Source organism: Agrococcus versicolor, assembly GCF_039531815.1.
Taxonomy (GTDB): Bacteria; Actinomycetota; Actinomycetes; order Actinomycetales; family Microbacteriaceae; genus Agrococcus; species Agrococcus versicolor.
In genome coordinates, this window is record NZ_BAAAQT010000006.1 from 479521 (window position 1) to 505385 (window position 25865).

General features: G+C 73.3%; 25 protein-coding genes. 21 read left to right on the forward strand and 4 right to left on the reverse strand.

Annotation, left to right across the window (positions count from 1 at the left end):
* Positions 1–204: 204 nt before the first annotated feature.
* Positions 205–1533 (forward strand): M50 family metallopeptidase, encoded by a 1329-nt coding sequence (locus tag ABD249_RS10625; RefSeq protein WP_344343333.1) that lies wholly within the window; start codon positions 205–207, stop codon positions 1531–1533.
* A gap of 164 nt (positions 1534–1697) precedes the next feature.
* Here the strand turns inward: ABD249_RS10625 and ABD249_RS10630 are convergent, their stop codons facing one another.
* Positions 1698–2600, reverse strand: a complete 903-nt coding sequence (locus tag ABD249_RS10630; RefSeq protein WP_344343335.1) for an endonuclease domain-containing protein — start codon at positions 2598–2600, stop codon at positions 1698–1700.
* 332 nt (positions 2601–2932) lie between these two features.
* Here ABD249_RS10630 and ispG point away from each other — a divergent pair, with 332 nt between their 5' ends.
* The 13 genes from ispG (at position 2933) to rbfA (ending at position 17073) form a co-directional block, all read left to right on the forward strand.
* Complete coding sequence (ispG, locus tag ABD249_RS10635; RefSeq protein WP_344343337.1) at positions 2933–4090, forward strand: flavodoxin-dependent (E)-4-hydroxy-3-methylbut-2-enyl-diphosphate synthase; 1158 nt, start codon at positions 2933–2935, stop codon at positions 4088–4090.
* A gap of 4 nt (positions 4091–4094) precedes the next feature.
* Positions 4095–5441 (forward strand): MFS transporter, encoded by a 1347-nt coding sequence (locus ABD249_RS10640; protein WP_344343339.1) that lies wholly within the window; start codon positions 4095–4097, stop codon positions 5439–5441.
* Positions 5438–6439 carry an AAA family ATPase gene (locus ABD249_RS10645; RefSeq protein ID WP_344343341.1) on the forward strand — a complete coding sequence of 334 codons (1002 nt, stop codon included), beginning with the start codon at positions 5438–5440 and terminating at the stop codon, positions 6437–6439. The genes ABD249_RS10640 and ABD249_RS10645 overlap by 4 nt, the downstream gene beginning before the upstream one ends.
* Before the next feature lie 7 nt (positions 6440–6446).
* Complete coding sequence (locus ABD249_RS10650; RefSeq protein ID WP_344343343.1) at positions 6447–7334, forward strand: DUF58 domain-containing protein; 888 nt, start codon at positions 6447–6449, stop codon at positions 7332–7334.
* Positions 7321–7794 (forward strand): hypothetical protein, encoded by a 474-nt coding sequence (locus tag ABD249_RS10655; protein ID WP_344343345.1) that lies wholly within the window; start codon positions 7321–7323, stop codon positions 7792–7794. The genes ABD249_RS10650 and ABD249_RS10655 overlap by 14 nt, the downstream gene beginning before the upstream one ends.
* Complete coding sequence (locus ABD249_RS10660) at positions 7785–8774, forward strand: vWA domain-containing protein (RefSeq protein WP_344343346.1); 990 nt, start codon at positions 7785–7787, stop codon at positions 8772–8774. Before ABD249_RS10655 ends, ABD249_RS10660 begins: the two co-directional genes overlap by 10 nt.
* Entirely contained in the window at positions 8771–9754 is a 984-nt protein-coding gene (locus tag ABD249_RS10665) for a vWA domain-containing protein (protein ID WP_344343347.1), read from the forward strand. The genes ABD249_RS10660 and ABD249_RS10665 overlap by 4 nt, the downstream gene beginning before the upstream one ends.
* A gap of 14 nt (positions 9755–9768) precedes the next feature.
* Positions 9769–10509, forward strand: a complete 741-nt coding sequence (locus tag ABD249_RS10670; protein ID WP_344343349.1) for a tetratricopeptide repeat protein — start codon at positions 9769–9771, stop codon at positions 10507–10509.
* Positions 10510–10577: 68 nt separating this feature from the next.
* On the forward strand, positions 10578–12338 hold the full coding sequence (locus ABD249_RS10675; RefSeq protein ID WP_344343352.1) for a proline--tRNA ligase: 1761 nt from the start codon (positions 10578–10580) through the stop codon (positions 12336–12338).
* 63 nt (positions 12339–12401) lie between these two features.
* The gene (gene nusA, locus ABD249_RS10680) at positions 12402–13388 is read left to right on the forward strand and encodes a transcription termination factor NusA (protein WP_344343354.1); all 987 of its coding nucleotides are present in this window, start codon (positions 12402–12404) and stop codon (positions 13386–13388) included.
* 49 nt (positions 13389–13437) lie between these two features.
* Positions 13438–13707, forward strand: a complete 270-nt coding sequence (locus ABD249_RS16135) for a YlxR family protein (RefSeq protein WP_425546328.1) — start codon at positions 13438–13440, stop codon at positions 13705–13707.
* A 76-nt stretch (positions 13708–13783) separates the two neighbouring features.
* Positions 13784–16504, forward strand: a complete 2721-nt coding sequence (gene infB / locus ABD249_RS10685; protein WP_344343356.1) for a translation initiation factor IF-2 — start codon at positions 13784–13786, stop codon at positions 16502–16504.
* A 131-nt stretch (positions 16505–16635) separates the two neighbouring features.
* Positions 16636–17073: a 30S ribosome-binding factor RbfA gene (rbfA, locus tag ABD249_RS10690; protein WP_344343358.1), complete on the forward strand. Its 438-nt coding sequence runs from the start codon at positions 16636–16638 to the stop codon at positions 17071–17073.
* Between the two features lie 22 nt (positions 17074–17095).
* Here the strand turns inward: rbfA and ABD249_RS10695 are convergent, their stop codons facing one another.
* Complete coding sequence (locus tag ABD249_RS10695; RefSeq protein WP_344343360.1) at positions 17096–18505, reverse strand: RNB domain-containing ribonuclease; 1410 nt, start codon at positions 18503–18505, stop codon at positions 17096–17098.
* A gap of 29 nt (positions 18506–18534) precedes the next feature.
* Complete coding sequence (locus ABD249_RS10700) at positions 18535–19407, reverse strand: HhH-GPD family protein (protein ID WP_344343362.1); 873 nt, start codon at positions 19405–19407, stop codon at positions 18535–18537.
* A gap of 114 nt (positions 19408–19521) precedes the next feature.
* Here ABD249_RS10700 and ABD249_RS10705 point away from each other — a divergent pair, with 114 nt between their 5' ends.
* The gene (locus ABD249_RS10705) at positions 19522–20841 is read left to right on the forward strand and encodes a DUF418 domain-containing protein (RefSeq protein ID WP_344343364.1); all 1320 of its coding nucleotides are present in this window, start codon (positions 19522–19524) and stop codon (positions 20839–20841) included.
* 9 nt (positions 20842–20850) lie between these two features.
* Positions 20851–21552, forward strand: coding sequence for a nucleoside/nucleotide kinase family protein (locus ABD249_RS10710; RefSeq protein WP_344343366.1), 702 nt, complete (start codon positions 20851–20853; stop codon positions 21550–21552).
* 7 nt (positions 21553–21559) lie between these two features.
* Here the strand turns inward: ABD249_RS10710 and ABD249_RS10715 are convergent, their stop codons facing one another.
* Positions 21560–22528: a ketopantoate reductase family protein gene (locus ABD249_RS10715; RefSeq protein WP_344343368.1), complete on the reverse strand. Its 969-nt coding sequence runs from the start codon at positions 22526–22528 to the stop codon at positions 21560–21562.
* A 31-nt stretch (positions 22529–22559) separates the two neighbouring features.
* Between ABD249_RS10715 and truB the strand changes: the two genes are divergently transcribed.
* Genes truB through deoC form a run of 5 tightly spaced genes read left to right on the forward strand, consistent with a single transcriptional unit; the run spans position 22560 to position 25860 of the window.
* Complete coding sequence (truB, locus tag ABD249_RS10720; protein WP_344343370.1) at positions 22560–23456, forward strand: tRNA pseudouridine(55) synthase TruB; 897 nt, start codon at positions 22560–22562, stop codon at positions 23454–23456.
* Positions 23453–23821, forward strand: coding sequence for a hypothetical protein (locus tag ABD249_RS10725; protein ID WP_344343372.1), 369 nt, complete (start codon positions 23453–23455; stop codon positions 23819–23821). The genes truB and ABD249_RS10725 overlap by 4 nt, the downstream gene beginning before the upstream one ends.
* Before the next feature lie 31 nt (positions 23822–23852).
* Positions 23853–24257, forward strand: coding sequence for a hypothetical protein (locus ABD249_RS10730; protein WP_344343374.1), 405 nt, complete (start codon positions 23853–23855; stop codon positions 24255–24257).
* The gene (locus tag ABD249_RS10735; RefSeq protein WP_344343376.1) at positions 24254–25204 is read left to right on the forward strand and encodes a bifunctional riboflavin kinase/FAD synthetase; all 951 of its coding nucleotides are present in this window, start codon (positions 24254–24256) and stop codon (positions 25202–25204) included. The genes ABD249_RS10730 and ABD249_RS10735 overlap by 4 nt, the downstream gene beginning before the upstream one ends.
* Entirely contained in the window at positions 25201–25860 is a 660-nt protein-coding gene (gene deoC, locus ABD249_RS10740) for a deoxyribose-phosphate aldolase (protein WP_344343378.1), read from the forward strand. Before ABD249_RS10735 ends, deoC begins: the two co-directional genes overlap by 4 nt.
* Positions 25861–25865 lie beyond the last annotated feature (5 nt).

Genomic DNA, 25865 nt, shown 5'->3' on the forward strand with positions numbered 1-25865 from the left:
GGCGACGGCGACGCGCCTGCGGTCGTGCGCCGCCCGTCGCGCCCGGGCCGCGGCCGAGCGCGCGGCGCCCGGACGTCGTCGCGCGGGCGCGCGGCGGGACGTGGCGGTGGTGGGCACCGGCCCAGGGTAGGCGGGTCGCCCATGGGCGGGCCATGTCCCGAGCGTGCCGAGACCCACAGCATCCACGCGTAGCATCTGCAGACGATGGATTCGGTCCTGCTCTACGTCCTCGGCGTCGTCATCCTCGTGATCGGCCTCGCGGTCTCCATCGCGCTCCACGAGGTGGGGCATCTCGTGCCCGCCAAGCGGTTCGGCGTGCGGGTCGGCCAGTACATGATCGGCTTCGGCCCGACGCTGCTGTCGCGTCGTCGCGGCGAGACGGAGTACGGCCTGAAGGCCATCCCGCTCGGCGGCTACATCTCGATGGCGGGCATGTTCCCGCCCCGCCGTCCGGGCGAGGCGTCGCGCGCGGCATCCACGGGCTTCTTCGACACGCTCGTGCAGGATGCGCGCGACGTGTCGGCCGAGTCGATTGGCGACGCGGGGGAGGAGCGCACCTTCTACCGCCTGCCGGTGTGGAAGCGCATCGTCATCATGCTCGGCGGGCCGGCGATGAACCTCCTGCTCGCCGTCGTCCTCTACGGCATCGTGCTGTGCGGCTTCGGCGTCGCGCAGCCGGGCACGACGATCGCGTCGCTGTCGGAGTGCGTGATCCCGGCGAGCCAGGAGCGCACCGACTGCACCGCCGACGACCCCGCGGCGCCCGCGGTGGCGGCGGGCATCGAGCCGGGCGACGTCATCGTCGCGATCGACGGCGCCCCGGTCGACGGCTGGGCGGACGTGCAGGCCGGCATCCGCGACGACGCCGGGCAGGAGCTCACCTTCACGGTCGAGCGCGACGGCGAGCGCCGCGACCTCGCCGTCACGCCCCTCGCCTCCGAGCGCTACGTCACGGACGACGACGGCCAGATCGTCGAGGTCGACGGCGAGCCGCAGGTCGAGACCGTCGGCTTCATCGGCATCGGGCCGCAGTACGAGGTCGTGCAGCAGTCGATCGCCGAGGTCCCCGTCGCGGTCGCCGAAAACGTCGTGCGCGTCGTGCAGGTGATCGCGACGCTGCCCGTGCGGCTCGTCGAGGTGGCGCAGGCGGCGTTCGGCGGTGGCGAGCGCGACCCGGAGGGCCCCATCTCGGTCGTGGGCGTGGGCCGCATCGCCGGCGAGATCGCCTCGCTCGACCAGGTGCCGATCGCCGAGCGCGCGTCGTCGATGCTCGGCATCCTCGCGAGCCTCAACGTCGCGCTCTTCGTCTTCAACCTCGTGCCGCTCATGCCGCTCGACGGCGGGCACGTGCTCGGCGCCGTGCTCGAGGCCATCCGCCGCGGCATCGCCCGGATGCGGGGCAAGCCCGATCCCGGCCCGATCGACACCGCGCGCTGGGTGCCCGTCACCCTCGCCGTCACGGTCGTCCTCGGCCTCATGAGCGCCCTGCTCATCTACGCCGACATCATCAACCCGATCTCGATCCTGCCCTGACCCGAGGCCAGGTCGCCCCTGCGCCCCCACTGGTCACGATCGCACCCCGACCGGTCACCGTCGCACCCTGACTGGTCACCGTTGCACCTCGACGGGTCACCGTCGCACCCTGACTGGTCACCGTTGCACCTTGGAGGGCCCGAATCGGGTGCAACCGTGACCAGTCATGCGGCGCGGCGACGGGCGAACGCGGCCGCGAGCCGCGGCAGCACCCGTGCCCGCGGGTCGGCCATGTGCTCCTTCGTCACGCGCACGACGATCCACCCCGCACGCTCGAGGGCCTCGCCCCGCTCGATGTCGCGCGCGAACTGACGATCGTCGAGCCGGTGCTGCTCGCCGTCGTACTCGAGCGCGACCCGCAGCGACGGCCACGCGAGGTCGACGCGCGCGAGGAACCGTCCGACCGAGTCGCGCACGTCGACGTTGCACACCGGCTCGGGATGGCCAGCAGCCATGACGAGCAGCCGCAGCTCCGTCTCCCGCGGCGACTCGACGCCCACGCGCGCCATCGCGATCGCCATGCGCAGCAGCGGGAGGCCGCGGGCGCCGCGGAAGCCGTCGAGGCGCTCGACGAGCGCCTGCTTCGAGGTCGAGCAGGGGTTCCGCGCCTGCAGCAGCCAATCGGCGACCGCCACGAGCGGATGCAGCGGCAGGAGCGTCGCGAGATGCACGAACGCGTCGTGCGGATGCTCGACGCGGATGCCGTCGACCTCGACGACCTCCGCCTTGAGACGATGCCCGACGACGCCCGGCCGACGCATCCGATGCCCGATCGTCGGCGACGCGAGGTGCACGGGGCCGCGTTGCAGCGCGAGCGGGATCGGCATCCCGTGCGCGAGCGCTGCCGTGATGTGGGAGAGGAACTGGTCGTCGCGCGCGACCGAGCGGACGGCGTCGAGGAACTGCGCTCGCGTCACGGTCTCGCCACCGGCACGCGGGACGCGGGTGCCGACGAGCGGGGCGAGGTACGCATCGCCGGCGAGCTGGCGCCGGGTGCGCCCCTCGGCGAGGGCGTCCGCGACGGCGAACGCACGGACCTCGGGGGCGGGAGGGAGGAGATGGCTCATCCGCGGAGGATCGCGAGGACGGCGCTCGCGCGACGGCTCGGATCGGCGGCTGTGGATGCGGCCGTGCGGTTCGGGACGTCGCGGCCGCCCGCGAGCGCATGACTGGTCAGGGTTGCACCTCGAAGCGGCCTTCCGAGGTGCAACGGCGACCAGTCGGGGTGCGACGGTGACCAGTCGAGGTGCAAGCGTGACCAGTCGGGGTGCGACGGTGACCAGTCGAGGTATAAACGTGACCAGTCCGGGTGCGAGCGTGACCAGTCGGGGTGCGACGGTGACCAGTCGTGGTGCGAGCGTGACCGGCCGGGACCCGGGGGCGCACGTAGGCTGGGGCCATGGCAGCCATCAACCTCGGCACGCCGGGCCCGCGCACGCTCGCCCCGCGCCGCAGGAGCAGGCAGATCCGCGTCGGCAAGGTCCTCGTCGGCGGCGACGCCCCGGTGTCGGTGCAGTCGATGACGACGACGCCGACGACGAGCATCGACGCGACGCTGCAGCAGATCGCCGAGCTCACGGCGTCGGGCTGCGAGATCGTGCGCGTCGCGGTGCCGACGCAGGACGACGCCGACGTGCTGCACGTCATCGCGCGCAAGTCGCAGATCCCCGTGATCGCCGACATCCACTTCCAGCCGCGGTACGTCTTCCAGGCCATCGACGCCGGCTGCGCCGCCGTCCGCGTCAACCCGGGCAACATCCGCCGCTTCGACGACCAGGTCGGCGCGATCGCCAAGGCCGCTCAGGCGGCGGGCGTGAGCCTGCGCATCGGCGTCAACGCCGGCAGCCTCGAGCCGAGCCTGCTGCAGAAGCACGGACGTGCGACGCCCGAGGCGCTCGTCGAGTCGGCCGTGTGGGAGGCGAGCCTCTTCGAGGAGCACGACTTCCACGACTTCAAGATCTCGGTCAAGCACAACGACCCCGTGACGATGGTGCAGGCGTACCGCCTGCTCGCCGAGCGCGGCGACTGGCCGCTGCACCTGGGCGTCACGGAGGCGGGTCCCGCCTTCCAGGGCACGATCAAGTCGGCGACGGCCTTCGGCATCCTGCTCGCCGAGGGCATCGGCGACACCATCCGCGTCTCGCTGTCGGCCCCGCCGGTCGAGGAGATCAAGGTCGGGATGCAGATCCTGCAGTCGCTCGGCCTGCGCGAGCGTCGGCTCGAGATCGTGTCGTGCCCGTCGTGCGGGCGGGCGCAGGTCGACGTGTACGCGCTCGCCGACGCCGTGACGGAGGGGCTCAAGGACGTCACGGTGCCGCTGCGGGTCGCCGTGATGGGCTGCGTCGTGAACGGCCCGGGGGAGGCGCGCGAGGCCGACCTCGGCGTCGCGTCCGGCAACGGCAAGGGGCAGATCTTCGTGCAGGGCGAGGTCATCAAGAGCGTGCCCGAGGAGGAGATCGTCGCGACCCTCATCGAGGAGGCGCGCCGCATCGCCGACGAGCGCCCCGACCTGCCGTCGGGATCGCCGACCGTCGTCACCTCCGGGTCGACGGCGTGACGGCGTGACGCGCATCCGCGTCGTCGAGCATCCCGCGCAGCGGCGAACGCTCGCGGTGCTCTCGATCGCGCAGGCGCTCGGCGGGGTCGGCAACGGCGTCGCCGTCGGCGTCGGCAGCCTGCTCGTCGAGCAGGTGACGGGCGACGCGGCCTTCGCCGGGCTCGCCGCGACGCTGCTGACGCTCGGCGGCGCGATCCTCGCCGTGCCCCTCGCACGCCTCGCCGCCGCCCGCGGCCGCCGCGCCGCCCTCACGACGGGTTCGCTCATCGGCCTCGCAGGCACGGCGACGATCGTCGTCGGCGGCACGCTGCCCGCGTGGCCCGTCGCGCTCGCCGGCTTCCTCGCCCTCGGCGCGTCGATGGCCGTCAACCTGCAGTCGCGCTTCGCCGCGACCGACCTGTCGAGCCGCGCGCATCGCGGCCGCGACCTGTCGCTCGTCGTGTGGATGACGACGATCGGCGTCGTCGTCGGCCCGCAGCTCGTGCCGCCCGGGGATGCGATCGGCCTCGCGCTCGGGCTGCCCCACCTCGTCGGCGCCTACGTGATCGTCGGGGCGATGCAGGCCGCGACGGGCCTCGCGCTCGCGATCGGCCTGCGACCGGATCCGCTGCTCGAGGCGCAGGCGATGCGCGCGCACGGGTCGCCGACGTCCGCACCCGTCGCGGCGTCCGCGCGCCTGCTCGACCACCCGCGCGCGCTGCTCGCGATCGTCGTGGTGGCGAGCGCCCACGCGACGATGGTGGGCATCATGGCGCTCACGCCGGTGCATCTCGAGCACGCCGGCCAGGGGCTGTCCGGCATCGCGATCGTCATGAGCGCGCACACGGCGGGCATGTACGCCCTGTCGCCGGTCTTCGGCATCCTGTCCGATCGCGTCGGCCGGCTGCCGACGGTGCTGCTCGGGCAGGCGCTGCTCGTCGCCGCGATCGCCGTGAACGTCGTGCTGCCGACCCCCTTCGCGCCGCTCGCGCTCGCGCTGCTCGGCCTCGGCTGGAGCGCCGCGACGGTCGCGGGATCGGCGCTCGTGACCGAGTCGGCGCCGGAGTCGGTGCGTCCGCGCATCCAGGGCCGCTCGGACCTCGTGCAGGGGCTCTCGGGCGCGACGGCGGGTGCCGTCGCCGGCCCGATCCTGGGACTGGCCGGCTACGCGGGCCTGTCGCTCGCCATGGCCGCGTTCGTCGTCGCCGGCTGCGTCGCCGCGATCGCCGCGACGCGCGCGGCGCGCGCCCGCCCCCACCTCGACGAGCCCCGGGCGAGGTCAGGCGGCGTGCAGGGTCCGCCCAGCGGACCGCTGCACGTTGCCACTACCGTCGATGACGCACCACGCCCACCGCGGAAGGACCAGACGTGAACGCAGTGCCGGGCCGCGCGCCCATCACGAAGGACGAGCTCGCCAGAGGCAGCCAGGTGATCCGGGCCGTGCAGCAGTCGTTCGCGTCGAAGGTCGTCGGCCAGGCCGACCTCCTGCAGTCGCTGCTCGTGGCGGTGCTCGCCAACGGCCACGTGCTCATGGAGTCGGTGCCGGGCCTCGCGAAGACGACGGCGGCGGCGACGCTCGCCCGCGGCATGGACGCGACGTTCCACCGCATCCAGTGCACGCCCGACCTGCTGCCGTCCGACATCGTCGGCACGCAGATCTACGACCAGCACGACGGCTCGTTCCGCACGCAGCTCGGTCCGGTGCACGCGAACTTCGTGCTGCTCGACGAGATCAACCGCTCGAGCGCGAAGACGCAGTCGGCGATGCTCGAGGCCATGCAGGAGCGCCAGACGTCGATCGGCGGCGAGTCGCACCCGCTGCCGAAGCCGTTCCTCGTGCTCGCGACGCAGAACCCGATCGAGCAGGAGGGCACGTACACGCTGCCCGAGGCGCAGCTCGACCGCTTCCTGCTCAAGGAGATCCTCACGTACCCGACCCCGACGGAGGAGGCGGAGATCGTGCGCCGCATCGAGTCGGGCGTGTTCGAGACGGATGCGACGCCCGTCGCCTCGGTCGAGGACGTCCTCATGCTCCAGGAGCTCACGAAGCGCGTCTACGTCGACCAGGCGATCGTGAACTACGTCGTGCAGCTCATGTACGTCACGCGGCACGCGAGCGACTACATCGGCGCGCAGCTCGCCGGCTACATCGAGTACGGCGCGAGCCCGCGCGGCTCGATCGCCTTCACGCAGGCGTCGCGCGCCCTCGCGCTCGTGCGGGGCCGCGACTACGTGATCCCCGAGGACATCAAGACCCTGAGGCACTCGATCCTGCGCCACCGCCTCATCCTCGGGTACGAGGCGGAGGCGGACGGCGTGACGAGCGAGCAGGTCGTCGACGCCATCTTCGACGCCGTCCGCACCCCGTAGGCGCACCATGCAGCGCAGGCTCCAGAAGGTGAAGACGAAGATGGCGATCCACGCCCATCGTCGGACCTTCGAGCTGCTCGACGGCAACTACCAGTCGATCCATCACGGCCGCAGCCACGACTTCGACGACCTGCGCGAGTACGCGCCGGGCGACGAGGTCAAGGACATCGACTGGAAGGCGACGGCCAGGTCGACGACGCCGCTCGTGAAGCGCTACATCGCCTCGCGGCAGCACAACGTCATCGTCGTGGTCGACACGGGTCGCAACATGGCGGCGACGGCCGAGAGCGGCGAGTCGAAGGAGGACGTCGCGATCCAGACGATCGGCGTCCTCTCGTACCTCGCGATCAAGCACGGCGATCGCGTCGCGATGTACGCGGGCAACGCGGAGCACGTCGGGTTCACGCCCGAGGGCGGCTCGGAGGCGCACCTCGAGCGGATGCTGCGCATGCTCGACGAGCAGATCTCGCTCGACGCGCCCGGCAGCGACCTGCAGCACGTGCTCGAGCAGGTCGCCCGGCGCGTGCGGAGGCGCTCGCTCGTCGTCATCGTCGCCGACGACCTCGCCTACACGCGCGAGCTCGACCAGGTGCTCGGGCGTCTGCACGTGCGGCACGAGGTGCTGTGGATCTCGATCGGCGACGCCGACCTCATGGCGCGCGACGCGAAGGCGCCGGCGATCTTCGGCGTCGCGGGCGACGCGCCCCTGCCCGACTACATCCGCCGCGACCGCGCGCTCGCGAAGGCGTTCGACGAGGGCGTCGCGACGCGCAGGCGCACGCTGCAGCAGGAGCTGCTGTCGCTCGGCGTCGCCGCCGAGCGCATCCCGTCGTCGACCGAGGTCATCCCGGCGCTCTTCCGCCTGCTCGAGAGGCATCGCCGTGCACGCCGTTGACGCGCCCGACCTCTACGGCCCGTTCCAGTACCAGCCGTGGTGGGTGCTCGGCGTGCTGCTCGTCGTCGCGCTCGGCATGGCGTACTACGTCGTGTGGCTGCTCACGCGTCCGCGCGGCATCCTCGTGCCGCCGCCTCCGCCGCCGCGCAAGGTCGACGTGCGCTCGCTCAAGCAGAAGTACCTCGCGATGATCGACGAGGTGGCCGCGGAGCACGCGGACGGCGAGCTCGACGCGCGCAGGCTCTCGCAGCGCCTGAGCCTCGTGCTGCGCTTCTTCGCGCACGAGTCGACCGGCGTCGTCGCCGAGGTCATGACCCTCGAGGACCTCGCCGACGCCGACCTGCCGACGGTGCACGGCGCCGTCGCCGAGTACTACCCGTCGTCGTTCCGCCGCACGGCGAGGCACGACCCCGACGCCGCGATCGACATCGCCAGGAAGGTCGTGTCGACATGGATGTAGGCCTGCTGCTGTGGTGGTGGATGCTGCCGCTCCTGCTGCTCGTCGGCGCCGCCGCCGTCGTCCTCGCCGTCGTGCGCAGGCGCAGGGCGGATCGCGGCAAGCCCGTCGCGCACATGGATCGCCTCACGGCCCTCCCGCGGTACCGAAGGGCCATCGCGCGCTACCGCGCCTGGACGGCGCTCGGCCTCGTGCTGCTCGTCCTCACCAGCGTCGGCACGGCGTTCGTCGCCGCACGACCCGCGGCGGTGAACGCGAACCAGAACGACGACTACAAGCGCGACATCCTGCTGTGCCTCGACGTGTCGGGCTCGATGATCGACGTCGACGCCGACATCCTCGGCGTCTTCCAGGAGATCGCCGCCGGCCTCGACGGCGAGCGCATCGGCATGCGCATCTTCGACGCCTCGAGCGTCATGGCCTTCCCGCTCACGAGCGACTACGACTACATCATCGACCAGCTGGGGCGATACCAGCGGGCCTTCCTCGGCACGCTCGGCCCCGACGAGCAGTTCAGCTACGCCGCGGGCACGTCGAACGGCAACGGCGCCTCGCTCGTGGGCGACGGCCTCGCCTCGTGCGCGCTCGACTTCGCCGACACGGACGACAACGACCGGCCGCGGTCGATCATCCTCGCGACCGACAACCAGGTGAACGGCCAGCAGATCTTCTCGCTCGAGCAGGCGGGGCAGCTCGCGATCGACAACGAGGTGCGCGTCTACGCGATCAACCCGTTCGACTGGGGCGGCGACCCCGTGTCGGCGCAGCTGCAGACCGTCTCCGAGACGACGGGCGGGGCGTACTTCGCGCTCGACTTCGCCGACACCGTCTCGAGCATCGTCGATCGCATCGGCGCGATCGAGGCCGGCTACATCGAGACGCCGCCGGAGGTGCAGATCGTCGATCGGCCCGGGCCGCTGCTGCCGTTGCTCATGATGCTCGTCATCGGCGTGTGCGTCGTGGCGTGGAGGGTGCGACTGTGACCTTCCTGCCCGACATCCCCGTCGCCGTCCTCGCGATCGTCGGCATCGCCCTCGTCGGCCTGTGCGCCTGGCGGCTCGTCGCCGAGCGCGGCAGGCGCATCCACTGGATCCGCCGCACCCTCATGGCCGTGCTGATCGTCGCGATGGTCGCGCGGCCGGGCGTGCCCGGCGGCGAGGTGCCCACCGGCTCCATCGACGTCGACATCTTCCTCGTCATCGACACGTCGCAGTCGATCGCCGCGGAGGACTGGGGCCAGGGCGAGCCGCGCATCGAGGGCATCCGCGACGACGTGCGCGACGTCGCGTACGCGTTCGCCGGCTCGAACATCTCCGTCATCACGTTCGACTCGGAGCCCGAGCTGCGCGTGCCGCTCACCGACGACGGCTCGGCCGTCATCGAGCTCGTGAACGCGCTGCGCCCCGAGATCGGCTTCTTCTCGCAGGGCTCGTCGATCTCGGCCGCGCGCGACACGCTGCAGCAGGAGATCGAGCGCGCCGAGGCTGCGAACCCCGGCTCGCCGACCCTGGTGTTCTACATGGGCGACGGCGAGCAGACGGCCGAGGCGCCGCCGCAGTCGTTCGACACCGTCGCGCCGCTCGTCGACGCCGGGTTCGTGCTCGGCTACGGCACCGAGCAGGGAGGCCGCATGCAGGAGTCGTCCTTCGAGCAGCCGACCGAGCCGGTCTACGTGCAGGATCCCGCGGGCGGCGACGCCGTCAGCCGGATCGACGAGGGCGCCCTGGAGGACATCGCGTCGCAGCTGGGCGTCAGCTACCTGCACCGCTCGGCCGACGTCGCGCTCGCGCCGTCGCTCGAGGCGATGACGTCGCAGCAGGGCGAGGTCGACCTGTCCGAGTACGAGGAGGCGCGGCTCGACCTGTACTGGGTGCTCGCCGTGCCGCTGTTCCTGCTCCTCGCGTGGGAGCTGTTCGTGTTCGCGTCGGCGCTGCGGCTGCGCTCCGGCGCCGGGAGGCGATGATGGCCAGGTCCCGCATGACCGACGACGCGCGCCGCAGGATGCGGCTCATCCTCATGCTCGTCCTCGCGCCCATCACGATCGCGGGGCTCGTCCTCGCCGGCAAGCTCGTGAGCGTCAACGCCTTCGCCGACGCGTCGCAGAACGCCTACGAGCGGCGTGCGTACCAGGAGGCGGAGGTGCAGGCGCGCGGCCTGCAGTGGTGGAACGTCCTCGAGCCGTGGAAGGCCCCGTACGACGTCGGCGTCGCCCTCGGCATGCGCGGCGAGCTGGAGGAGGCGCGCACGCTGCTCGAGGAGTCGCTCGCCCTGCACGGCGAGGACGGCTCGAACGAGCACTGCATCATCCTCACGTCGATCGTCTACGTGGTCGAGAAGCAGGGCGACGTCGCCCGCGAGGCCGACGACACGCAGACGGCCAACGGCCTCTACCAGGAGGCGCTCGGCATCATCGAGGCCGCCCCGGAGGGCTGCTACGCCGATCCGACGCCCATCCAGGCCGACACCGGCGAGCAGCTCGAGCAGTCGGTGCCCCGCATCGAGGAGAAGATCGAGGACGAGTCCGGCGGGGGCGGCGAGGGCGAGCCCGAGGAGTCCGAGGGCGAGCCGGAGGAGGATCCCGAGCAGCCGCCGACGCAGCAGGAGCAGCTCGAGGAGCAGAACCAGGACGCCCAGGAGCAGCAGCAGCAGCAGGACGAGTACAACCAGCAGGGCGGCGAGGAGCCCGGCGGCGGCGGCGGGGTCGAGCAGCCCTGGTGACCCGCGCGTGCGGGCGGCGCGGCCGAGCCGCGTGCGCCGCGGGGTCCGGCGGCTCGTAGGATCGGGGGGTGATCCGGCTCTCCCAGCTCTTCCTCACGACCCTCCGCGACGACCCGGCCGAGGCGGATGCCGCCAGCCACCGGCTCCTCCTGCGTGCGGGCTACATCCGTCGCGCGGGCTCGGGCCTGTTCTCGTGGCTGCCGCTCGGCCTGCGGGTCCGGCGGCGCATCGAGGAGATCATCCGCCAGGAGATGACGCGCGCGGGCGCGCAGGAGGTGCTCTTCCCGGGCCTGCTGCCCCGTGAGCCGTACGAGCGCACCGGCAGGTGGACCGAGTACGGCGACGGCATCTTCCGCCTGCAGGACCGCAAGGGCGCCGACCACCTGCTCGCGCCGACGCACGAGGAGGTCTTCACGCTGCTCGTGCAGGACGTCGTGTCGTCGTACAAGCAGCTGCCGCTGACGATCTACCAGATCCAGGACAAGTACCGCGACGAGACGCGGCCGCGCGCGGGGCTGCTGCGCGCACGCGAGTTCTCGATGAAGGACGCGTACTCGTTCGACGTCGACGACGCGGGCCTCGCAGCGAGCTACCAGGCGCAGCGCGACGCGTACGAGCGCATCTTCGCCCGTCTGGGCCTCGAGTACGTGATCGTCGCCGCCGACGCCGGCGCGATGGGCGGCTCGCGCTCCGAGGAGTTCCTGAACCCCACGCCCATCGGCGAGGACGCGTTCGTGCGCTCGGCGGGCGGCTACGCCGCGAACGTCGAGGCGTTCACGACGCTCGTGCCCGAGGCGGTGCCGTTCGACGACGCCCCGGCCGCCGAGGTCCGCGACACCCCCGCGACGCCCACGATCCAGACGCTCGTCGACCACGCCAACGCGCACGTCGCCCGTGCGACGCCCTGGACGGCGGCGGACACGCTCAAGAACGTCGTGCTGCGCCTGACGCACCTCGACGGCTCGCGCGAGCTCGTCGTCGTCGGGCTGCCCGGCGACCGCGAGGTCGACGAGAAGCGCGCCGAGGTCGCGTTCCAGCCCGCGACGGTCGAGGCCGCCACGGAGGCCGACCTCGCCGCGAACCCCGGGCTGGTGAAGGGCTACATCGGCCCGTGGTCGCCCGCCGGTCCCGTCCTCGGCGAGACGTCCACGACGGGCATCCGCTACCTCCTCGACCCGCGGGTCGTCGACGGCACCGCGTGGCTCACGGGCGCGAACGAGGAGGGCAGGCACGTCTTCGGCCTCGTCGCCGGTCGCGACTTCGTCGGCGACGGCCTCGTCGAGGTCGCGTCGGTGCGCGACGGCGACCCCGCCCCCGACGGCTCGGGCCCCGTGACGATCGAGCGCGGCATGGAGATCGGCCACGTCTTCCAGCTCGGCCGGAAGTACGCCGAGGCGCTCGACCTCAAGGTGCTCGACGAGTCCGGTCGCCTCCAGACGGTCACGATGGGCTCCTACGGCATCGGCGTCACCCGCAACCTCGCCGCGATCGTCGAGGCGCACCACGACGAGAAGGGCATCGTGTGGCCGCGGGAGATCGCGCCGTTCGACGTCCACGTCGTCGCGACCGGTCGCGACGCGGCGATCTTCGAGGTCGCCGAGCGCGTCGTGGCCGACATCGAGGCGACGGGCCTCGAGGTGCTCTTCGACGACCGCCCGAAGGTGAGCCCGGGCGTGAAGTTCGGCGACGCCGAGCTCATCGGCGTGCCGCGCGTCGTCGTCGTCGGTCGCGGCGCCGCCGACGGCCTCGGCGAGCTGTGGGATCGGGCGACGGGGGAGCGCGCCGAGGTGCGCCTCGACGAGGTCGTCGCGCGCCTGCAGGCCGACTGAGGCCCGCGAGTTCCGGTAGGGTCGAAGGTCTGCCCGACCCACAACTGCATACCAGGAGGCGCCATGGAGATCGATCTCAGCGTGCTGCGCACGCTCGAGCGGGAGCGCGAGGTCCCGTTCGACGAGCTCGTCCGCATCACCGAGCAGGCGATCCTGCAGGCGTACATGCGATCGCAGGAGCAGCGCGGTGCCGACGCGCCCCGCGTCCGTGCGACGATCGACCGCCGGTCGGGGCTCGTGCAGCTCTTCGAGACCGAGACCGACGAGGACGGCAACGTCATCGGCGAGTCGCCGGTCGCGCAGGAGGACTTCGGTCGCATCGCCGCCTCGGCCGCGAAGCAGGTCATCTTCGAGCGCCTCCGCGCGCACTCCGACGAGTCGATCCTCGGCGACTTCAAGTCGCGCGAGGGCGAGATCGTCGCCGGCGTCGTGCAGCAGGGCCCGAACCCGCGCATGGTCTACGTCCAGCTCGGCGAGGTCGAGGCGATCCTCCCGCCCGAGGAGCGCGTCCCCGGCGCCGACTACAAGCACGGCCAGCGCCTGCGCGTCCTCATCACGAAGGTCGAGCGCGGCCGCACGGGCCCGCAGGTCACCGTGTCGCGCACGCACCCCGCGCTCGTCCGCAGGCTCTTCGCGCACGAGGTGCCGGAGATCGCCAGCGGGCAGGTCGAGATCGTCGCGATCGCGCGCGAGGCGGGACACCGCTCGAAGATCGCCGTGATCGCGAAGACGCCGGGCATCAACGCCAAGGGCGCCGCGATCGGCGAGATGGGCTCGCGCGTCCGCGCCGTCCAGGCCGAGCTCGGCGACGAGAAGATCGACATCGTCGACTACTCCGACGACCTCGCGACGTTCGTCGCGAACGCCCTGAGCCCCGCGCGGGTCACGGAGGCCTTCGTCCTCGACGCGAAGCTCAAGGCCGTGCGCGCGCTCGTGCCCGACTTCCAGCTCTCGCTCGCGATCGGCAAGGAGGGCCAGAACGCCCGCCTCGCCGCGAAGCTCACGGGCTCGAAGATCGACATCCAGCCCGACTCCGTCATGGACGACTAGGGAATCGGAACCCCGACGTCGACGTTGCGATAGACTGATGCCCATCCGCATGTGCCTCGGCTGCCGCGTGCGCTGCGAGCAGGACGCCCTGGTGCGTCTCGCTGCGGCGGACGGCGCGGTGGTCGTCGACGAGAGTCGGCGCCTGCCTGGCAGGGGCGCATGGGTGCATCGGGATGCCGCATGCGTCGAGCGGGCGACCAGATCGCTCTCCCACGCGCTGCGCTCGAGGCACCTCGACGCCACGCCCGTCGAGGACTGGGCGGCACGACTGGCCGGCGACGGTCACGACAGGAAGACAGAAACCACCATGGACAACTGATGAGCGGCTCGAGATGAGACCCGTCAGCTAGATCGTCCGTCCCTGCTTGGGGGTCGGACCCCGAACAGGAGAACAAGTGGCAAACCCACGTGTGCATGAGATCGCCGCCGAGCTCGGCGTCGAGAGCAAGGTCGCGCTCGCGAAGCTGAAGGAGATGGGGGAGTTCGTCAAGGGCCCCGCATCCGCCGTCGCCCCGCCGGTCGCCCGCAAGCTCAAGGCCGCCCTCGCCGAGGCCGGCGTCGCGAAGACCGAGGCCGCGCCCGCGGCCGCGGCCGAGACGAAGCCCGCGGCGGCGAAGCCCGCCGGTCGCCCGACGGCTGCGAAGCCCGCCGCTGCGAAGCCCGCAGCCGCTCCCGTCGAGGCGCCCGCGCCCGCCGCGAAGCCCGCAGCCGCTCCCGCGGCGCCGCAGGCGGCTGCTGCGCAGCCCGCAGCCCCGCAGGAGGCGAAGCCCGCAGCCGAGTCCACGGAGTCGTCCGCGACGCCCGCGGCTCCGGCCGCGCCCGCGTCCGACGCGCCGACCCCGAACGCCATCCCGCGCCCGATGGCGCGTCCCGGCGCGCCCCGACCCGGCAACAACCCCTTCGCCTCGTCGCAGGGCATGGGTCGTCCGCGCGGCGGCAACAACCCCTTCACCGCGCGTCCCACGCGCGACAGCCCGCGTCCCGGCGCTCCGCGTCCGGGCGCACCCCGCCCCGGCGCCCCGCGTCCCGGCTCGCCCCGTCCGGGCGCGCCGCGCGGCGGCCAGGGCGGTGCCGGTGGCGGCGGCGGCCTCGGCTTCCAGCGCCCCGGCGCCGGCCAGCCCGGTCGTGGCGCTCCCGGTCGTGGCGGTCCCGCGTTCGCCGGTCGTCGCGGTCGCGGCCCCGGTGGCACCGCCGGTGCGTTCGGCAAGGGCGGCGGCAAGGCCAAGTCGCGCAAGTCGAAGCGCACGAAGCGGCTCGAGTTCGAGATGCGCGAGGCGCCGTCGCTCGGCGGCGTGCGCGTCCGTCGCGGCGACGGTGCGATCGTCCGCATGCGTCGTGGCGCCTCGATCTCCGACTTCGCCGAGAAGATCGACGTCAGCCCCGGCGACCTCGTGCAGGTGCTGTTCCACCTCGGCGAGATGGCCACGGCGACCGAGTCGCTCGACGAGTCGACGTTCGAGATCCTCGGCGAGGAGCTCGGCTACCGCATCCAGATCGTCAGCCCCGAGGACGAGGACAAGGAGCTCCTCGAGGGCTTCGGCCTCGACCTCGCGCAGGAGCTCGAGGACGAGGACGAGGACGACCTGGAGTTCCGCGCGCCCGTCGTGACGGTCATGGGTCACGTCGACCACGGCAAGACGCGTCTGCTCGACGCGATCCGCAGCGCCAACGTCATCGCAGGCGAGGCCGGCGGCATCACGCAGCACATCGGCGCGTACCAGGTGTACCGCGAGCACGAGGGCATCGACCGGGCGATCACGTTCATCGACACCCCCGGTCACGAGGCCTTCACGGCCATGCGTGCCCGTGGTGCGCGCGTCACCGACCTCGCGATCCTCGTGGTCGCGGCCGACGACGGCATCATGCCCCAGACGGTCGAGGCGCTGAACCACGCGCAGGCCGCAGGCGTGCCGATCGTGGTCGCGGTCAACAAGATCGACAAGGAGGGCGCGAACCCCGCCAAGGTGCGTCAGCAGCTCACCGAGTACAACCTCGTGGCCGAGGAGTACGGCGGCGACGTCATGTTCGTCGACGTCTCCGCGCTCTCGGGCGTGGGCGTCGAGGCGCTGCTCGAGGCCGTGCTGCTCACGGCGGACGCGGGGCTCGACCTTCGTGCCAACCCCAACAAGGAGGCACGCGGCGTCGCGATCGAGGCTCGCCTCGACAAGGGTCGCGGCGCGGTCACGACCGTCCTCATCCAGTCGGGCACGCTGCGCGTCGGCGACGCGATCGTCGCGGGCACGGCCTACGGCCGCGTGCGTGCGATGACGATGGACGACGGCACCCCCGTCGAGGAGGCATGGCCCTCCATGCCCGTCCAGGTGCAGGGCCTCTCGTCGGTCCCGCGCGCAGGCGACACCTTCCTCGTCACCGAGGAGGACCGCACCGCGCGTCAGATCGCCGAGAAGCGCGAGGCCGTCGAGCGCAACGCGCTGCTGGCCAAGAGCCGCAAGCGCATCTCGCTCGAGGACTTCAAGGCCGCCCTCGACCAGGGCAAGGTCGAGACGCTCAACCTCATCATCAAGGGCGACGTCTCGGGTGCCGTCGAGGCGCTCGAGGAGTCGCTGCTCAAGATCGAGATCGACGACTCCGTCGACCTGCGGATCATCCACCGCGGCGTGGGCGCCATCACCGAGTCGGACGTGAACCTCGCGACGGTCGACTCGGCCGTCATCGTGGGCTTCAACGTCCGCCCCGACACGAAGGCGCGCGAGCGTGCAGCCCGCGAGGGCGTGGACGTGCGCTTCTACAACGTCATCTACGGTGCGATCGACGACATCGAGAGCTCGCTCAAGGGCATGCTCAAGCCGGAGTACGAGGAGGTCCAGTCGGGCGTCGCGGAGATCCGGGAGGTGTTCCGCTCGTCGAAGTGGGGCAACATCGCCGGCGTCATCGTGCGCTCGGGGACGATCACCCGCAACGCGAAGGCTCGCGTCATCCGCGACGGCGTCGTGCTGGCCGATGGTCTGACCATCGAGTCGCTGCGCCGCTTCAAGGACGACGTGACCGAGGTCAAGACCGACTTCGAGTGCGGCATCGGCCTCGGCCGGTTCAACGACCTCCAGGAGGGCGACGAGATCGAGACCATCGAGATGGTCGAGAAGCCTCGCGTCTGAGTCGAGACACGTGCGGATGGGGTGGCTGCGGCCGCCCCATCCGCGCATCCGGGGTCGCCCGCGTACGCGGTGCGGCCCCGATCACCTAGCCTCGGTGCCGTCAGGGCACCGTGCCGAGAGAGGGAGCAGTCGTGGGCGAGAACCCCAGGGCCCGCAAGATCGCGGACCGCATCCAGGAGATCACCGCGAAGACGATCGAGCGCGAGATCCGCGATCCTCGGCTCGGATTCGTGACCATCACCGACGTCCGGGTGACGGGCGACCTGCAGCACGCGTCGATCTTCTACACCGTGTACGGCACCGACGAGGAGCGCGCGGACTCCGCGGCCGCCCTGCAGTCGGCGAAGGGCGTCGTGCGGCGCGAGATCGGCAAGGGCCTCTCGCTGCGCCTCACGCCGTCGGTCGAGTTCTTCCTCGACGCGCTGCCCGACAACGCGGCGTCGATCGACCACCTGCTCGACGAGGCGCGCTCGCGCGACGCGGCGATGCAGCAGGAGCAGTCGTCGGCCTCGTACGCCGGCGACGCCGACCCGTACCGCAAGCCGCGCGAGGACGACGAGGAGGACTGACCCTCCCGGGCTCGACGAGGGCTCAGACCTCGTCGAGCTCGATCGTCCGATCGGCGACGCTCGCCGCCCGCACCCGCACGCGGATGCGCGTCGCGGGCGCTGCCGCCGTGACGACCCGCGCCTCGACGGGCGGATCGACGAGCTGCACGACCGCCTCGTCGTCGCGTCGCTCGACGACGAGCGCGTCGAGCTCGTCGCCGATGCGCGCCGCGAGGACCCAGGCGGCGACGGCCTGCAGCGACTCGCGCTCGAGCTGCGAGGCGCGCGACGCCGACGCGCGCATGGCCTCCGGCACGCCGGGCGCGGCCTCCCGCGCCCATGCCGGCACCTCGCGCCCGTTCGCGATGGCCTCGCAGTGCGCGAGCACGATGCGGTCGACGAGGCGCCGCAGGGGCGCCGTGGCGTGCGCGTACGGGGCGCCGATCGCGGCCTGCACGACGTCGTCGGCCGCGACGGGGCCGTCGAGCACCCGGTAGTCGGCGCCGCGGAACAGGCGGCGGGCCGCCGCGAGGATGGCGACGGTCGTCGGCTCCTCGCGATCGAGCCTGCGGAGGAACGCGCCGTAGTGCTCGCCGGGGAGCCAGGGCACGTCGAGCGCGGCGGTCGCGGCCCGGAACTCCTCGATGGCCGCCGAGGTGGGGCGCGGCATGGTGCGCAGGATGCCGGCGCCCGCCTCGAGCTGCAGGCGCGCGGCCTCCATGCCCGTCATGAGCGACAGCTGCGCGTTCCACTGCTCGACGGGCAGCGGCGCACGGCGCTCGATGCGCCAGCCGTCCTCGTCGTGCACGACCTCCTCGTCGGGCGCGTCGAGGCTCGCGCCCTCGCGGGCGACCTCGAGCGCGATGCGACGCTCGCCGACGATGCGCAGGAGGCCGAGCGCGGCGTCGCCCGCGTCGATGCGGCGCTGCGCCTCGGGGTAGGCGAGCTGCTCGCGGCTGCGGATCCGCGCGCGCTCGAGCGTCGTCGACCGCACGGCCCCCGTCGCGTCGAGCGCGAACGTCCACACGAGCGCCTGGCGCTCGACGTCCGGCAGCAGGCTCGCGGCGTCCTCGCTGAGGACCGGCGGGTGCAGCGGCACGCGGGCGTCGGGGGCGTAGAGCGTCTGGCCGCGCAGCCGGGCCTCGGCGTCGACGGCGCCGCCGGGCTCGACGAAGGCGGGCACGTCGGCGATGGCATAGCGCACGACGTGGCCGTCGCCGTCGGCCTCGATCGCGAGAGCCTGGTCGAGGTCGGTCGACCCCTCGGGATCGATCGTGACGAACGGCACGTCCGTGCGGTCGACGCCCTCGAGCGGGCGCGTCGCCGAGCGGGCCGCCTCGGCCTCGACCGAGGCCGGGAAGGCGGCGTCGGCGCCCAGGTCGTCGCGGATGGCGGCGAGCGCGGCGGTGAGCTCGGGTGCATCGGCGCGGAGGCGCTGCTGTCGCAAGGGCACGGGACGACCCTAGCGATGCGAGCGAGGGATCAGTGGGGGAGGCGCACGGCGTCGCCCTCGACGACGACGAGGCCGTCGGCCGCCAGCGACGCCACGGCGCGATCGAGCTGCCCGGCATCCGGCCACAGCCCGGCGAGCTCGGCGCGCGGCAGGGGCACGTCGACGGCGCGCAGCGCGCGCAGCACCGTGCCGCGAACCTGCCGGTCGCTGCCGGCGAAGGCCGCCTGGCGCGGCGCCCGCCTACCCTCGTACGCGGGTCGCCCGGCGGCGACCCACGCGCAGTCCGCCAGCAGCGGGCATGCGTCGCAGCGGGGCGTGCGCGCGGTGCACACGAGCGCACCGAGCTCCATGAGGGCGATGGAGACGGTGCCCGCCTCGTCGTCGTCCGCGGGCAGCAGCGCCTCGACGCGCGCGAGGTCGGCGCGCGCGGCCGGACCCGCGTCGCCCTGGCCGACGACGGCGCGCGCGACGACGCGTCGCACGTTCGTGTCGACGACGGGGTGGCGCTGGCGGAAGTGGAAGACCGCGACGGCGCGCGCGGTGTAGTCGCCGATGCCGGGGAGGGCGAGGAGCGTCGGCACGTCGCTCGGGACGACGCCGTCGTGGCGCTCGACGATCGCGCGCGCGGCGTCCTGCAGCCGCAGCGCGCGGCGGGGGTAGCCGAGCGTGCCCCACGCGCGCAGCACCTCGTGCGTCGGCGCGTCGGCGAGCGCGGCCGGCGTCGGCCATCGGCCCAGCCACTCGACGATCGCCGTGCGCACGCGGGCCACCTGCGTCTGCTGCAGCATGATCTCGCTCACGAGCGTGCCCCATGCCGTGAAGCCCGGCTCGCGCCACGGCAGGTCGCGTCGATGCTCGGCGTACCAGGGCGCGAGCCGCGCGTGCAGCAGGTCCGCGTCCATCGCACCAGGCTACGACCGCGCAGGCGCCGCGGATGCCCGGCGAGGGATGCATCGACATCCGGCTCCGTCCTTCGACGGATGCGCGCGATCCGGGCCGTCCGTAGCGTCGAGCACGTGACGATCCCAGCCGCCACCGGACCCTCGCCCGCCCCCGACCCCGGCGTGCACGCCTCCCGCGTCCGCGCCATCGCCCCCGACCTCGCCCGCGGCCTCATGCTCCTGCTCATCGCGCTCGCGAACATGCCGTGGCACCTGTTCGGACGCGAGACGGCGACGACCTCGATGCATCACGTCGACGCATCGCTCGGCGACCGCATCTGGCAGGCGATCGCCGTCGTGGCGATCGACGGCCGCAGCTACCCGCTCTTCGCGCTGCTGTTCGGCTACGGCATGTGGCAGCTGTACCGCAGGCAGCTCGCGGCGGGTGCGACGTCGCGCGAGGCTCGGCGCCTGCTGCGCAGGCGGCACTGGTGGATGCTCGCGTTCGGCGCCGTGCACGCGGCGCTGCTGTGGGCGGGCGACATCGTCGGCGCCTACGGCCTCGTCGGCCTCCTCGTGGCGTGGTGGTTCCTGGAGCGACGCGATCGCACGATCGCGACCTGGGCGTCGGTGCTCGCGGGCCTGCTCGTGCTCGGGGCGCTCGCGACGGCCGCGATGGGCGCGGTGCTCGGTGCGCTCGAGACGCCGTTCGACCTCGAGGGCGGCGACGCCGCCGCGATCCCCTCGATGGCCGCCGTCGAGTCGTATCCGCAGTCGATCGCCGTCCGTCTCGGCATGTGGCTGCTCATCACGCCGGGGCAGGGCATCCTCGGGCTCGTCGTGCCGATCGGCATCCTGCTCGCGATCCTCGCCGCGCGTCGCGGCATCCTCGAGGAGCCCGAGCGCCACCGCGCCCTGCTCGTGCGGGTCGCGGCGTGGGGCATCGCGATCGGCTGGGCAGGCGGGGCGCTCGCCTACGCCGAGCTCCTCGGTGCGTTCGACCCGCTGCCCTCGTGGACGTTCTCGCTCCTCCACGCAGCGACGGGCCTGCCCGCCGGCGTCGGCTACGCGGCGCTCTTCGGCCTCGTCGCCGCGCGCCTGGCACGCCGGCCGCTGCGCCTCGGCGCGCGTGCGTTCACGGCGGTCGGGAAGCGGTCGCTCTCGAGCTACCTGCTGCAGTCGGTGCTCTTCGCGCCGGTGCTGTCGGCGTGGGGCCTCGGCCTCGGCGGCGTGCTGACCGAGTGGCAGGGCGCCCTCTACGCCGTGGGCGTGTGGCTCGTGACGGTCGCGGTCGCGCTCGCGCTCGACGCCGCGGGCAGGCGCGGTCCCGCCGAGACGCTGCTGCGCCGGCTCGCGTACCCGCGCGACGCGCGCGCGCAGCCCATGGGCGTGGCACGACAGGAGGCTGCTGCGCCCTCGGCGAGCGACGGCCTCGCGCCGGCCGCACGCGGCTAGCCTGGATGGATGGCCGATCAGCAGCTCCTCATGCAGGCGGCGTCGTGGACGCCCGAGCAGAAGGCGCTCTACACGGAGGTCGCGCGCGTCGTCGTCGCGCGCAGCCCGCGTGGGCGCCGCATCGTCGCGGTCGACGGGCGCGACGTCGCGGGGAAGACGCACATGGCCGACGCCCTCCACGTCGCCTTCGCGCGCGCGGGCGTGCAGTCGTCCCGGGCGAGCCTCGACGACTTCCACCAGCCACGCGAGCGCAGGTACCGACAGGGACGCGACTCGTGGAAGGGCTACTACGAGGACGCCTTCGACCTCGAGCTCGTCGATCGCGTGCTGCTGCAGCCGTTCCGCATGGGCGGGTCGACGGGCTTCATGACGCGCGCCTTCGACCTCGAGACCGACCGGACGGTCGAGATGGACTGGCGCACGGCGGGGCCCGACGCCGTGCTGATCGTCGACGGCGTCTTCCTGCTGCGGCCCGCGCTGCGGGGTCGCTGGAGCTTCGTGCTGCGCCTCGAGGCGTCGGACGCCGAGCGCGGCGCCCGCCTGCAGCGGCGCGACGGCGCGCATCCGCTCGTCTCCGACCCGTCGCACGACCGCTACCGGCTGGCGCACGAGCACTACGAGCGGCTCGCCGACCCCGCACGGGTCGCCGACATGGTCGTCGACACGACCGACTGGCGCGCGCCGAGGCAGGTCTTCCAGGACCGCTGCTGAGCGCGGGCTAGGCGAGCGCCGCGACGCGATCGCGTGCGACGAACGCGCCCGTGCGCTCGACCTCGTGCACGAGATCGACGAGCGCCGCGTTGACGGGCGCCGCGAGGCCGAGCCGCGTCGACGCGACGACGATCGCCCCCGCGAGGTCGTCGATCTCGGTGCGCTGCCCCTTGCGGATGCTCTGCTGCGTCGAGCCGAGGTTCGGCACGTCGCCGAAGCCGGCGGCCATCGCGACGGGGACGACCTGCGCGGCCTCGGCGGAGGTCGCGAGGATCGCGAGCGTCTCGGGCGTCACGGCGCCGACGGCCTCGAGCGCCACGCCGGAGGCGAGGGCCGCCCGTGCGGCCTCGTGCATGGCGGCGGCCGTCACGCGCAGCAGCCCGGGGTCGGCGGCGCACGCCTGCATGCTCCAGCCGACCGCGGCGGGCACGGCGTTCGCGGCGTTGACGCACAGCTTCGCCCACTGCGCGCCCTCGATGCTGCGCGCGAGCCGCACGGTCGGCAGCGCCGCGGCGAGGAGCGCGGCGAACCGCTCGCCCTCGGGGCCGCCGACGACGGTCTCGCCCGCCGCGGTGATGCGCACGACGCCCGGCTCGAGGGCGTTCGCCGCCCACGTGCCGAGCGCGGCGGCGACGCGGCGGTGGCCGAGGATGCCGGCGACGCGTCCGTGCGCGTCGAGGCCGTTCTGCATCGCGAGCACGGGGACGTCGGCGAGCGCGGCGGCGGACGGCGCGAGGGCGGCGGCGGAGTCGATGGTCTTCGTGGCGAGGATCGCGACGTCGGGCGGCGAGGCGAGCGCGTCGACGACGTCCGGACGCGCATTGTGCGCACCGAAGGCGCCCTCGAGCCGGATGCCCTCGGCGCGCAGCACCGCGGCGCTCGAGCGGGCGACGACGACGACGTCGTGGCCGGCGGCGTCGAGCAGCGCCGCGAGGCAGCCGCCGATGGCCCCCGCACCGACGACCGCGATCCGCATGGCTCCAGGCTACGACTACGCTCGATGCACGATGACTGCTCCCAACGGCGTGCTGCTCGTCGACAAGCCCCAGGGCGTGACGAGCCACACGGTCGTCGCCATGGCGCGGCGCCTGCTCGGCACGCGCAAGATCGGCCACGCCGGCACCCTCGACCCCATGGCGACGGGCCTCCTCGTGCTCGGCGTCGGGCCGGCGACGCGCCTGCTGACGTTCCTCGTCGGCCTCGACAAGACGTACGAGGCGACGATCGCGCTCGGCGCGACGACCGTGACCGACGACGCCGAGGGCGACGTCCTCGCGACGGCCGACGCGTCGGCGCTCGCGCACGAGGCGGTCGTCGCGGCCGCCGCGCGCCTCACCGGCGACATCGAGCAGGTGCCGAGCGCCGTCTCCGCCATCAAGGTCGACGGCAGGCGGTCGTACGCGCGGGTGCGCGCGGGGGAGGACGTCGCGCTCGCGGCGCGTCCCGTCACGGTGTCGCGCTTCGACCTCGGCCCGCTGCGCCCCGGCGTCGTCGCGATCGTCGCCGACGTCGTCGACTGCACCTCCGGCACGTACGTGCGAGCGCTCGCACGCGACCTGGGCGACGACCTCGGCGTCGGCGGCCACCTCTCGGCGCTGCGCCGCACGCGCGTCGGGCCCTTCGACCTCGCGGACGCGGTGGTCGTCGACGACATCGCGCCCGGCGTGCTCCTGCGTCCCGTCGACGTCGCCGCGCGCGTGCTGCCGGTCGTCGAGCTCGACGACGAGGACGCGCGGCTGCTCGCGCACGGCCGCCGGCCGCGCACGGACGCCGAGGGCGTCGTCGCGGCCGTCCACGCGGGCGAGCTCGTCGGCATCGCGCGGGGCGAGGGCGGCAGGCTGCATCCCGTCGCGAACCTCGGGGTCGCCGCGGCCGACGCCGCGGCGCGGGAGGTGGGCGCATGATCTCGTGGCTCATGCTCACGCAGGCGATCGTCGTGGCGGTGCTCGGCGGTGCCGTCTCGATCGCGGGCCTCGCGCGCGTCCGCATGAACGACCTCGTCCTCGCGGCGTCGGCGCTGACGCTCGTGACCCTCGTGGTGCAGGTGGTCGCCTCGATCGTCGCGCCGCTCGCCGGCGCGGGCCCCACGGGCGACCTCCTCGAGTACTGGGTCTACCTGGTGTCCGCGCTGCTCATCCCGCCCGCCGCGACGGTGTGGGCGTTCGCCGACAAGGGCCGCTGGGGCGTGCTCGTCGTCGGCGTCGGCCTCCTCGCCGTCGCCGTCATGGTCTACCGGATGCACCAGATCTGGTTCGTGCAGGTGGCCTGAGGCCGCACGCCCCCGGGCGTAGGATCGTTCGGTGCCCACTCCCCGTCGATCCGGCTTCGGTCGCGTGCTCATCGCGGTGTACGCGGTGCTCGCCATCGCCGCGACGGGCCGGTCGGTCTACCAGATCCTGAGCGACTTCCAGGAGGCTCCTGTCGCGTACTCGCTCAGCGCCGTCGCCGCGGTCGTCTATGTCGTCGCGACCATCGCGCTCGCGGCACGGGGCGCGGGATGGACGCGGGTCGCGGTCGCGACGATCGCGTTCGAGCTCGTCGGCGTCGTCGTCGTCGGCGTGCTGTCGCTCACGCATCCCGAGCTCTTCGCCCACGCGAGCGTCTGGAGCTGGTTCGGCGCCGGCTACCTGTTCATCCCGGCGGTGCTGCCGATCGTGGGGCTGTGGTGGATCCGCCGCACCGAGCGGCAGGCGGTGACGGCGTGAGCTGGATCGACGACCTCGTCGCCCGTCCCTCCGCCGTGACGATCGGCAAGTTCGACGGCGTCCACCTCGGGCATCGCGAGATCCTCGAGGACGCGCTCGGCATGGCGCGCGAGCGCGGGCTCACGCCCATCGTCGTGACGTTCGACCGGCATCCGCTCGCCACGCTGCGCCCCGACCGGGCGCCGCGCCTCATCCTGTCGCCGCAGCAGCAGCGCGAGGCGCTCGAGGCGCTCGGCTGCGAGGTCGTGACGATCCCGTTCGACGCCGAGACCGCCTCGATGGATCCCTCCGAGTTCGTCGAGCGCGTGCTGCTCGACGGCCTCGGCGCACGCTTCGTCGTCGTCGGCAGCGACTTCCGCTTCGGGCGCGGCGGCGCGGGCGACCCCGCGCTGCTGCAGCGCCTCGCGTCCGCGCGCGGCGTCGAGGTGCACGTCGTCGACGACGTCGTCGACGACCACGGCGCGCGCATCTCGTCCACCGACATCCGCTCGGCGCTCGCCGCCGGCGACGTCGCCGCCGCGAGCGAGCAGCTCGGCCGTCACCCGCGGCTGCGCGGCACCGTCGTCCGTGGGCATCAGCGCGGCCGCGAGCTCGGCTTCCCGACGGCGAACCTCGGCCCCGACATCGAGGGGTTCGTGCCCGCGCACGGCGTCTACGCCGCCTGGGCCACCGTCGACGCCGGCCGCTTCCCGTCCGCCGTCTCGATCGGCGACAACCCGACGTTCGACGGCCTGCGCACGACGGTCGAGGCGTACCTGCTCGACGTCGACCTCGACCTGTACCACCGACCCATCGAGCTCGAGCTCGTCGACCACGTCCGCGACATGTGGCGCTTCGACGGCATCGAGCCGCTCATCGCCCAGATGCACGCCGACGTCGTCCGCGTGCGCGAGATCCTGGGCGCCGACGACGGGCGCGCAGGAGCGCCCCAGGAGGAGACCTCATGACCGAGTCCATCGCATCCATCGCCGACCACACGCTGCTGAAGCCCGAGGCGACCGCCGCCGACGTGGCGGCGGCCATCGCCGAGGCGGCAGAGCTCGGCGCGTTCAGCGTGTGCCTGTCGCCGTCGGTCCTGCCCGTCGAGGTGCCCGAGGGCCTCGCGACCGCCGTGGTCGTCGGGTTCCCGAGCGGCAGGCACCACGCCGAGGTCAAGGCCGCCGAGGCGCGCCTCGCCGTCTCGCAGGGCGCCGACGAGCTCGACATGGTCATCGACGTGGGGGCTGCGATCGACGGCCGCTTCGACGCGGTCGAGGCCGACGTGCGCGCCGTGCGCGAGGCCGCGCCGGGCGTCGTGCTCAAGGTCATCATCGAGTCGGCGGCGCTCGACGACGCGCAGATCGTCGCGGCGTGCGAGGCGGCGGAGGCCGCAGGCGCCGACTTCGTGAAGACCTCGACGGGCTTCCACCCCGCCGGTGGCGCGACCGAGCACGCCGTCGCCCTCATGCGGCGGACCGTCGGCGACCGCCTGGGCGTCAAGGCGTCGGGCGGCATCCGCACGCGCGAGGCGGCGGAGGCCATGATCCGCGCCGGCGCATCGCGCCTCGGGCTGTCGGCGACGCGCGCGATCGTCGAGGGCGACGCGGCGCAGGGCGGCTACTGACCGGC

Bases quoted from the DNA above. Each gene is read 5' to 3' on its own strand.
- ABD249_RS10660 (WP_344343346.1), top strand. From the start codon at position 7,785: ATGGATGTAGGCCTGCTGCTGTGGTGGTGGATGCTGCCGCTCCTGCTG.
- nusA (WP_344343354.1), top strand. From the start codon at position 12,402: ATGGAGATCGATCTCAGCGTGCTGCGCACGCTCGAGCGGGAGCGCGAG.
- ABD249_RS10650 (WP_344343343.1), top strand. From the start codon at position 6,447: ATGCAGCGCAGGCTCCAGAAGGTGAAGACGAAGATGGCGATCCACGCC.
- ABD249_RS10670 (WP_344343349.1), top strand. From the start codon at position 9,769: ATGACCGACGACGCGCGCCGCAGGATGCGGCTCATCCTCATGCTCGTC.
- ABD249_RS16135 (WP_425546328.1), top strand. From the start codon at position 13,438: ATGTGCCTCGGCTGCCGCGTGCGCTGCGAGCAGGACGCCCTGGTGCGT.
- ABD249_RS10625 (WP_344343333.1), top strand. From the start codon at position 205: ATGGATTCGGTCCTGCTCTACGTCCTCGGCGTCGTCATCCTCGTGATC.
- ispG (WP_344343337.1), top strand. From the start codon at position 2,933: ATGGCAGCCATCAACCTCGGCACGCCGGGCCCGCGCACGCTCGCCCCG.
- deoC (WP_344343378.1), top strand. From the start codon at position 25,201: ATGACCGAGTCCATCGCATCCATCGCCGACCACACGCTGCTGAAGCCC.
- ABD249_RS10725 (WP_344343372.1), top strand. From the start codon at position 23,453: ATGATCTCGTGGCTCATGCTCACGCAGGCGATCGTCGTGGCGGTGCTC.
- truB (WP_344343370.1), top strand. From the start codon at position 22,560: ATGACTGCTCCCAACGGCGTGCTGCTCGTCGACAAGCCCCAGGGCGTG.
- ABD249_RS10710 (WP_344343366.1), top strand. From the start codon at position 20,851: ATGGCCGATCAGCAGCTCCTCATGCAGGCGGCGTCGTGGACGCCCGAG.
- ABD249_RS10630 (WP_344343335.1), bottom strand. From the start codon at position 2,600: ATGAGCCATCTCCTCCCTCCCGCCCCCGAGGTCCGTGCGTTCGCCGTC.
- ABD249_RS10700 (WP_344343362.1), bottom strand. From the start codon at position 19,407: ATGGACGCGGACCTGCTGCACGCGCGGCTCGCGCCCTGGTACGCCGAG.
- ABD249_RS10715 (WP_344343368.1), bottom strand. From the start codon at position 22,528: ATGCGGATCGCGGTCGTCGGTGCGGGGGCCATCGGCGGCTGCCTCGCG.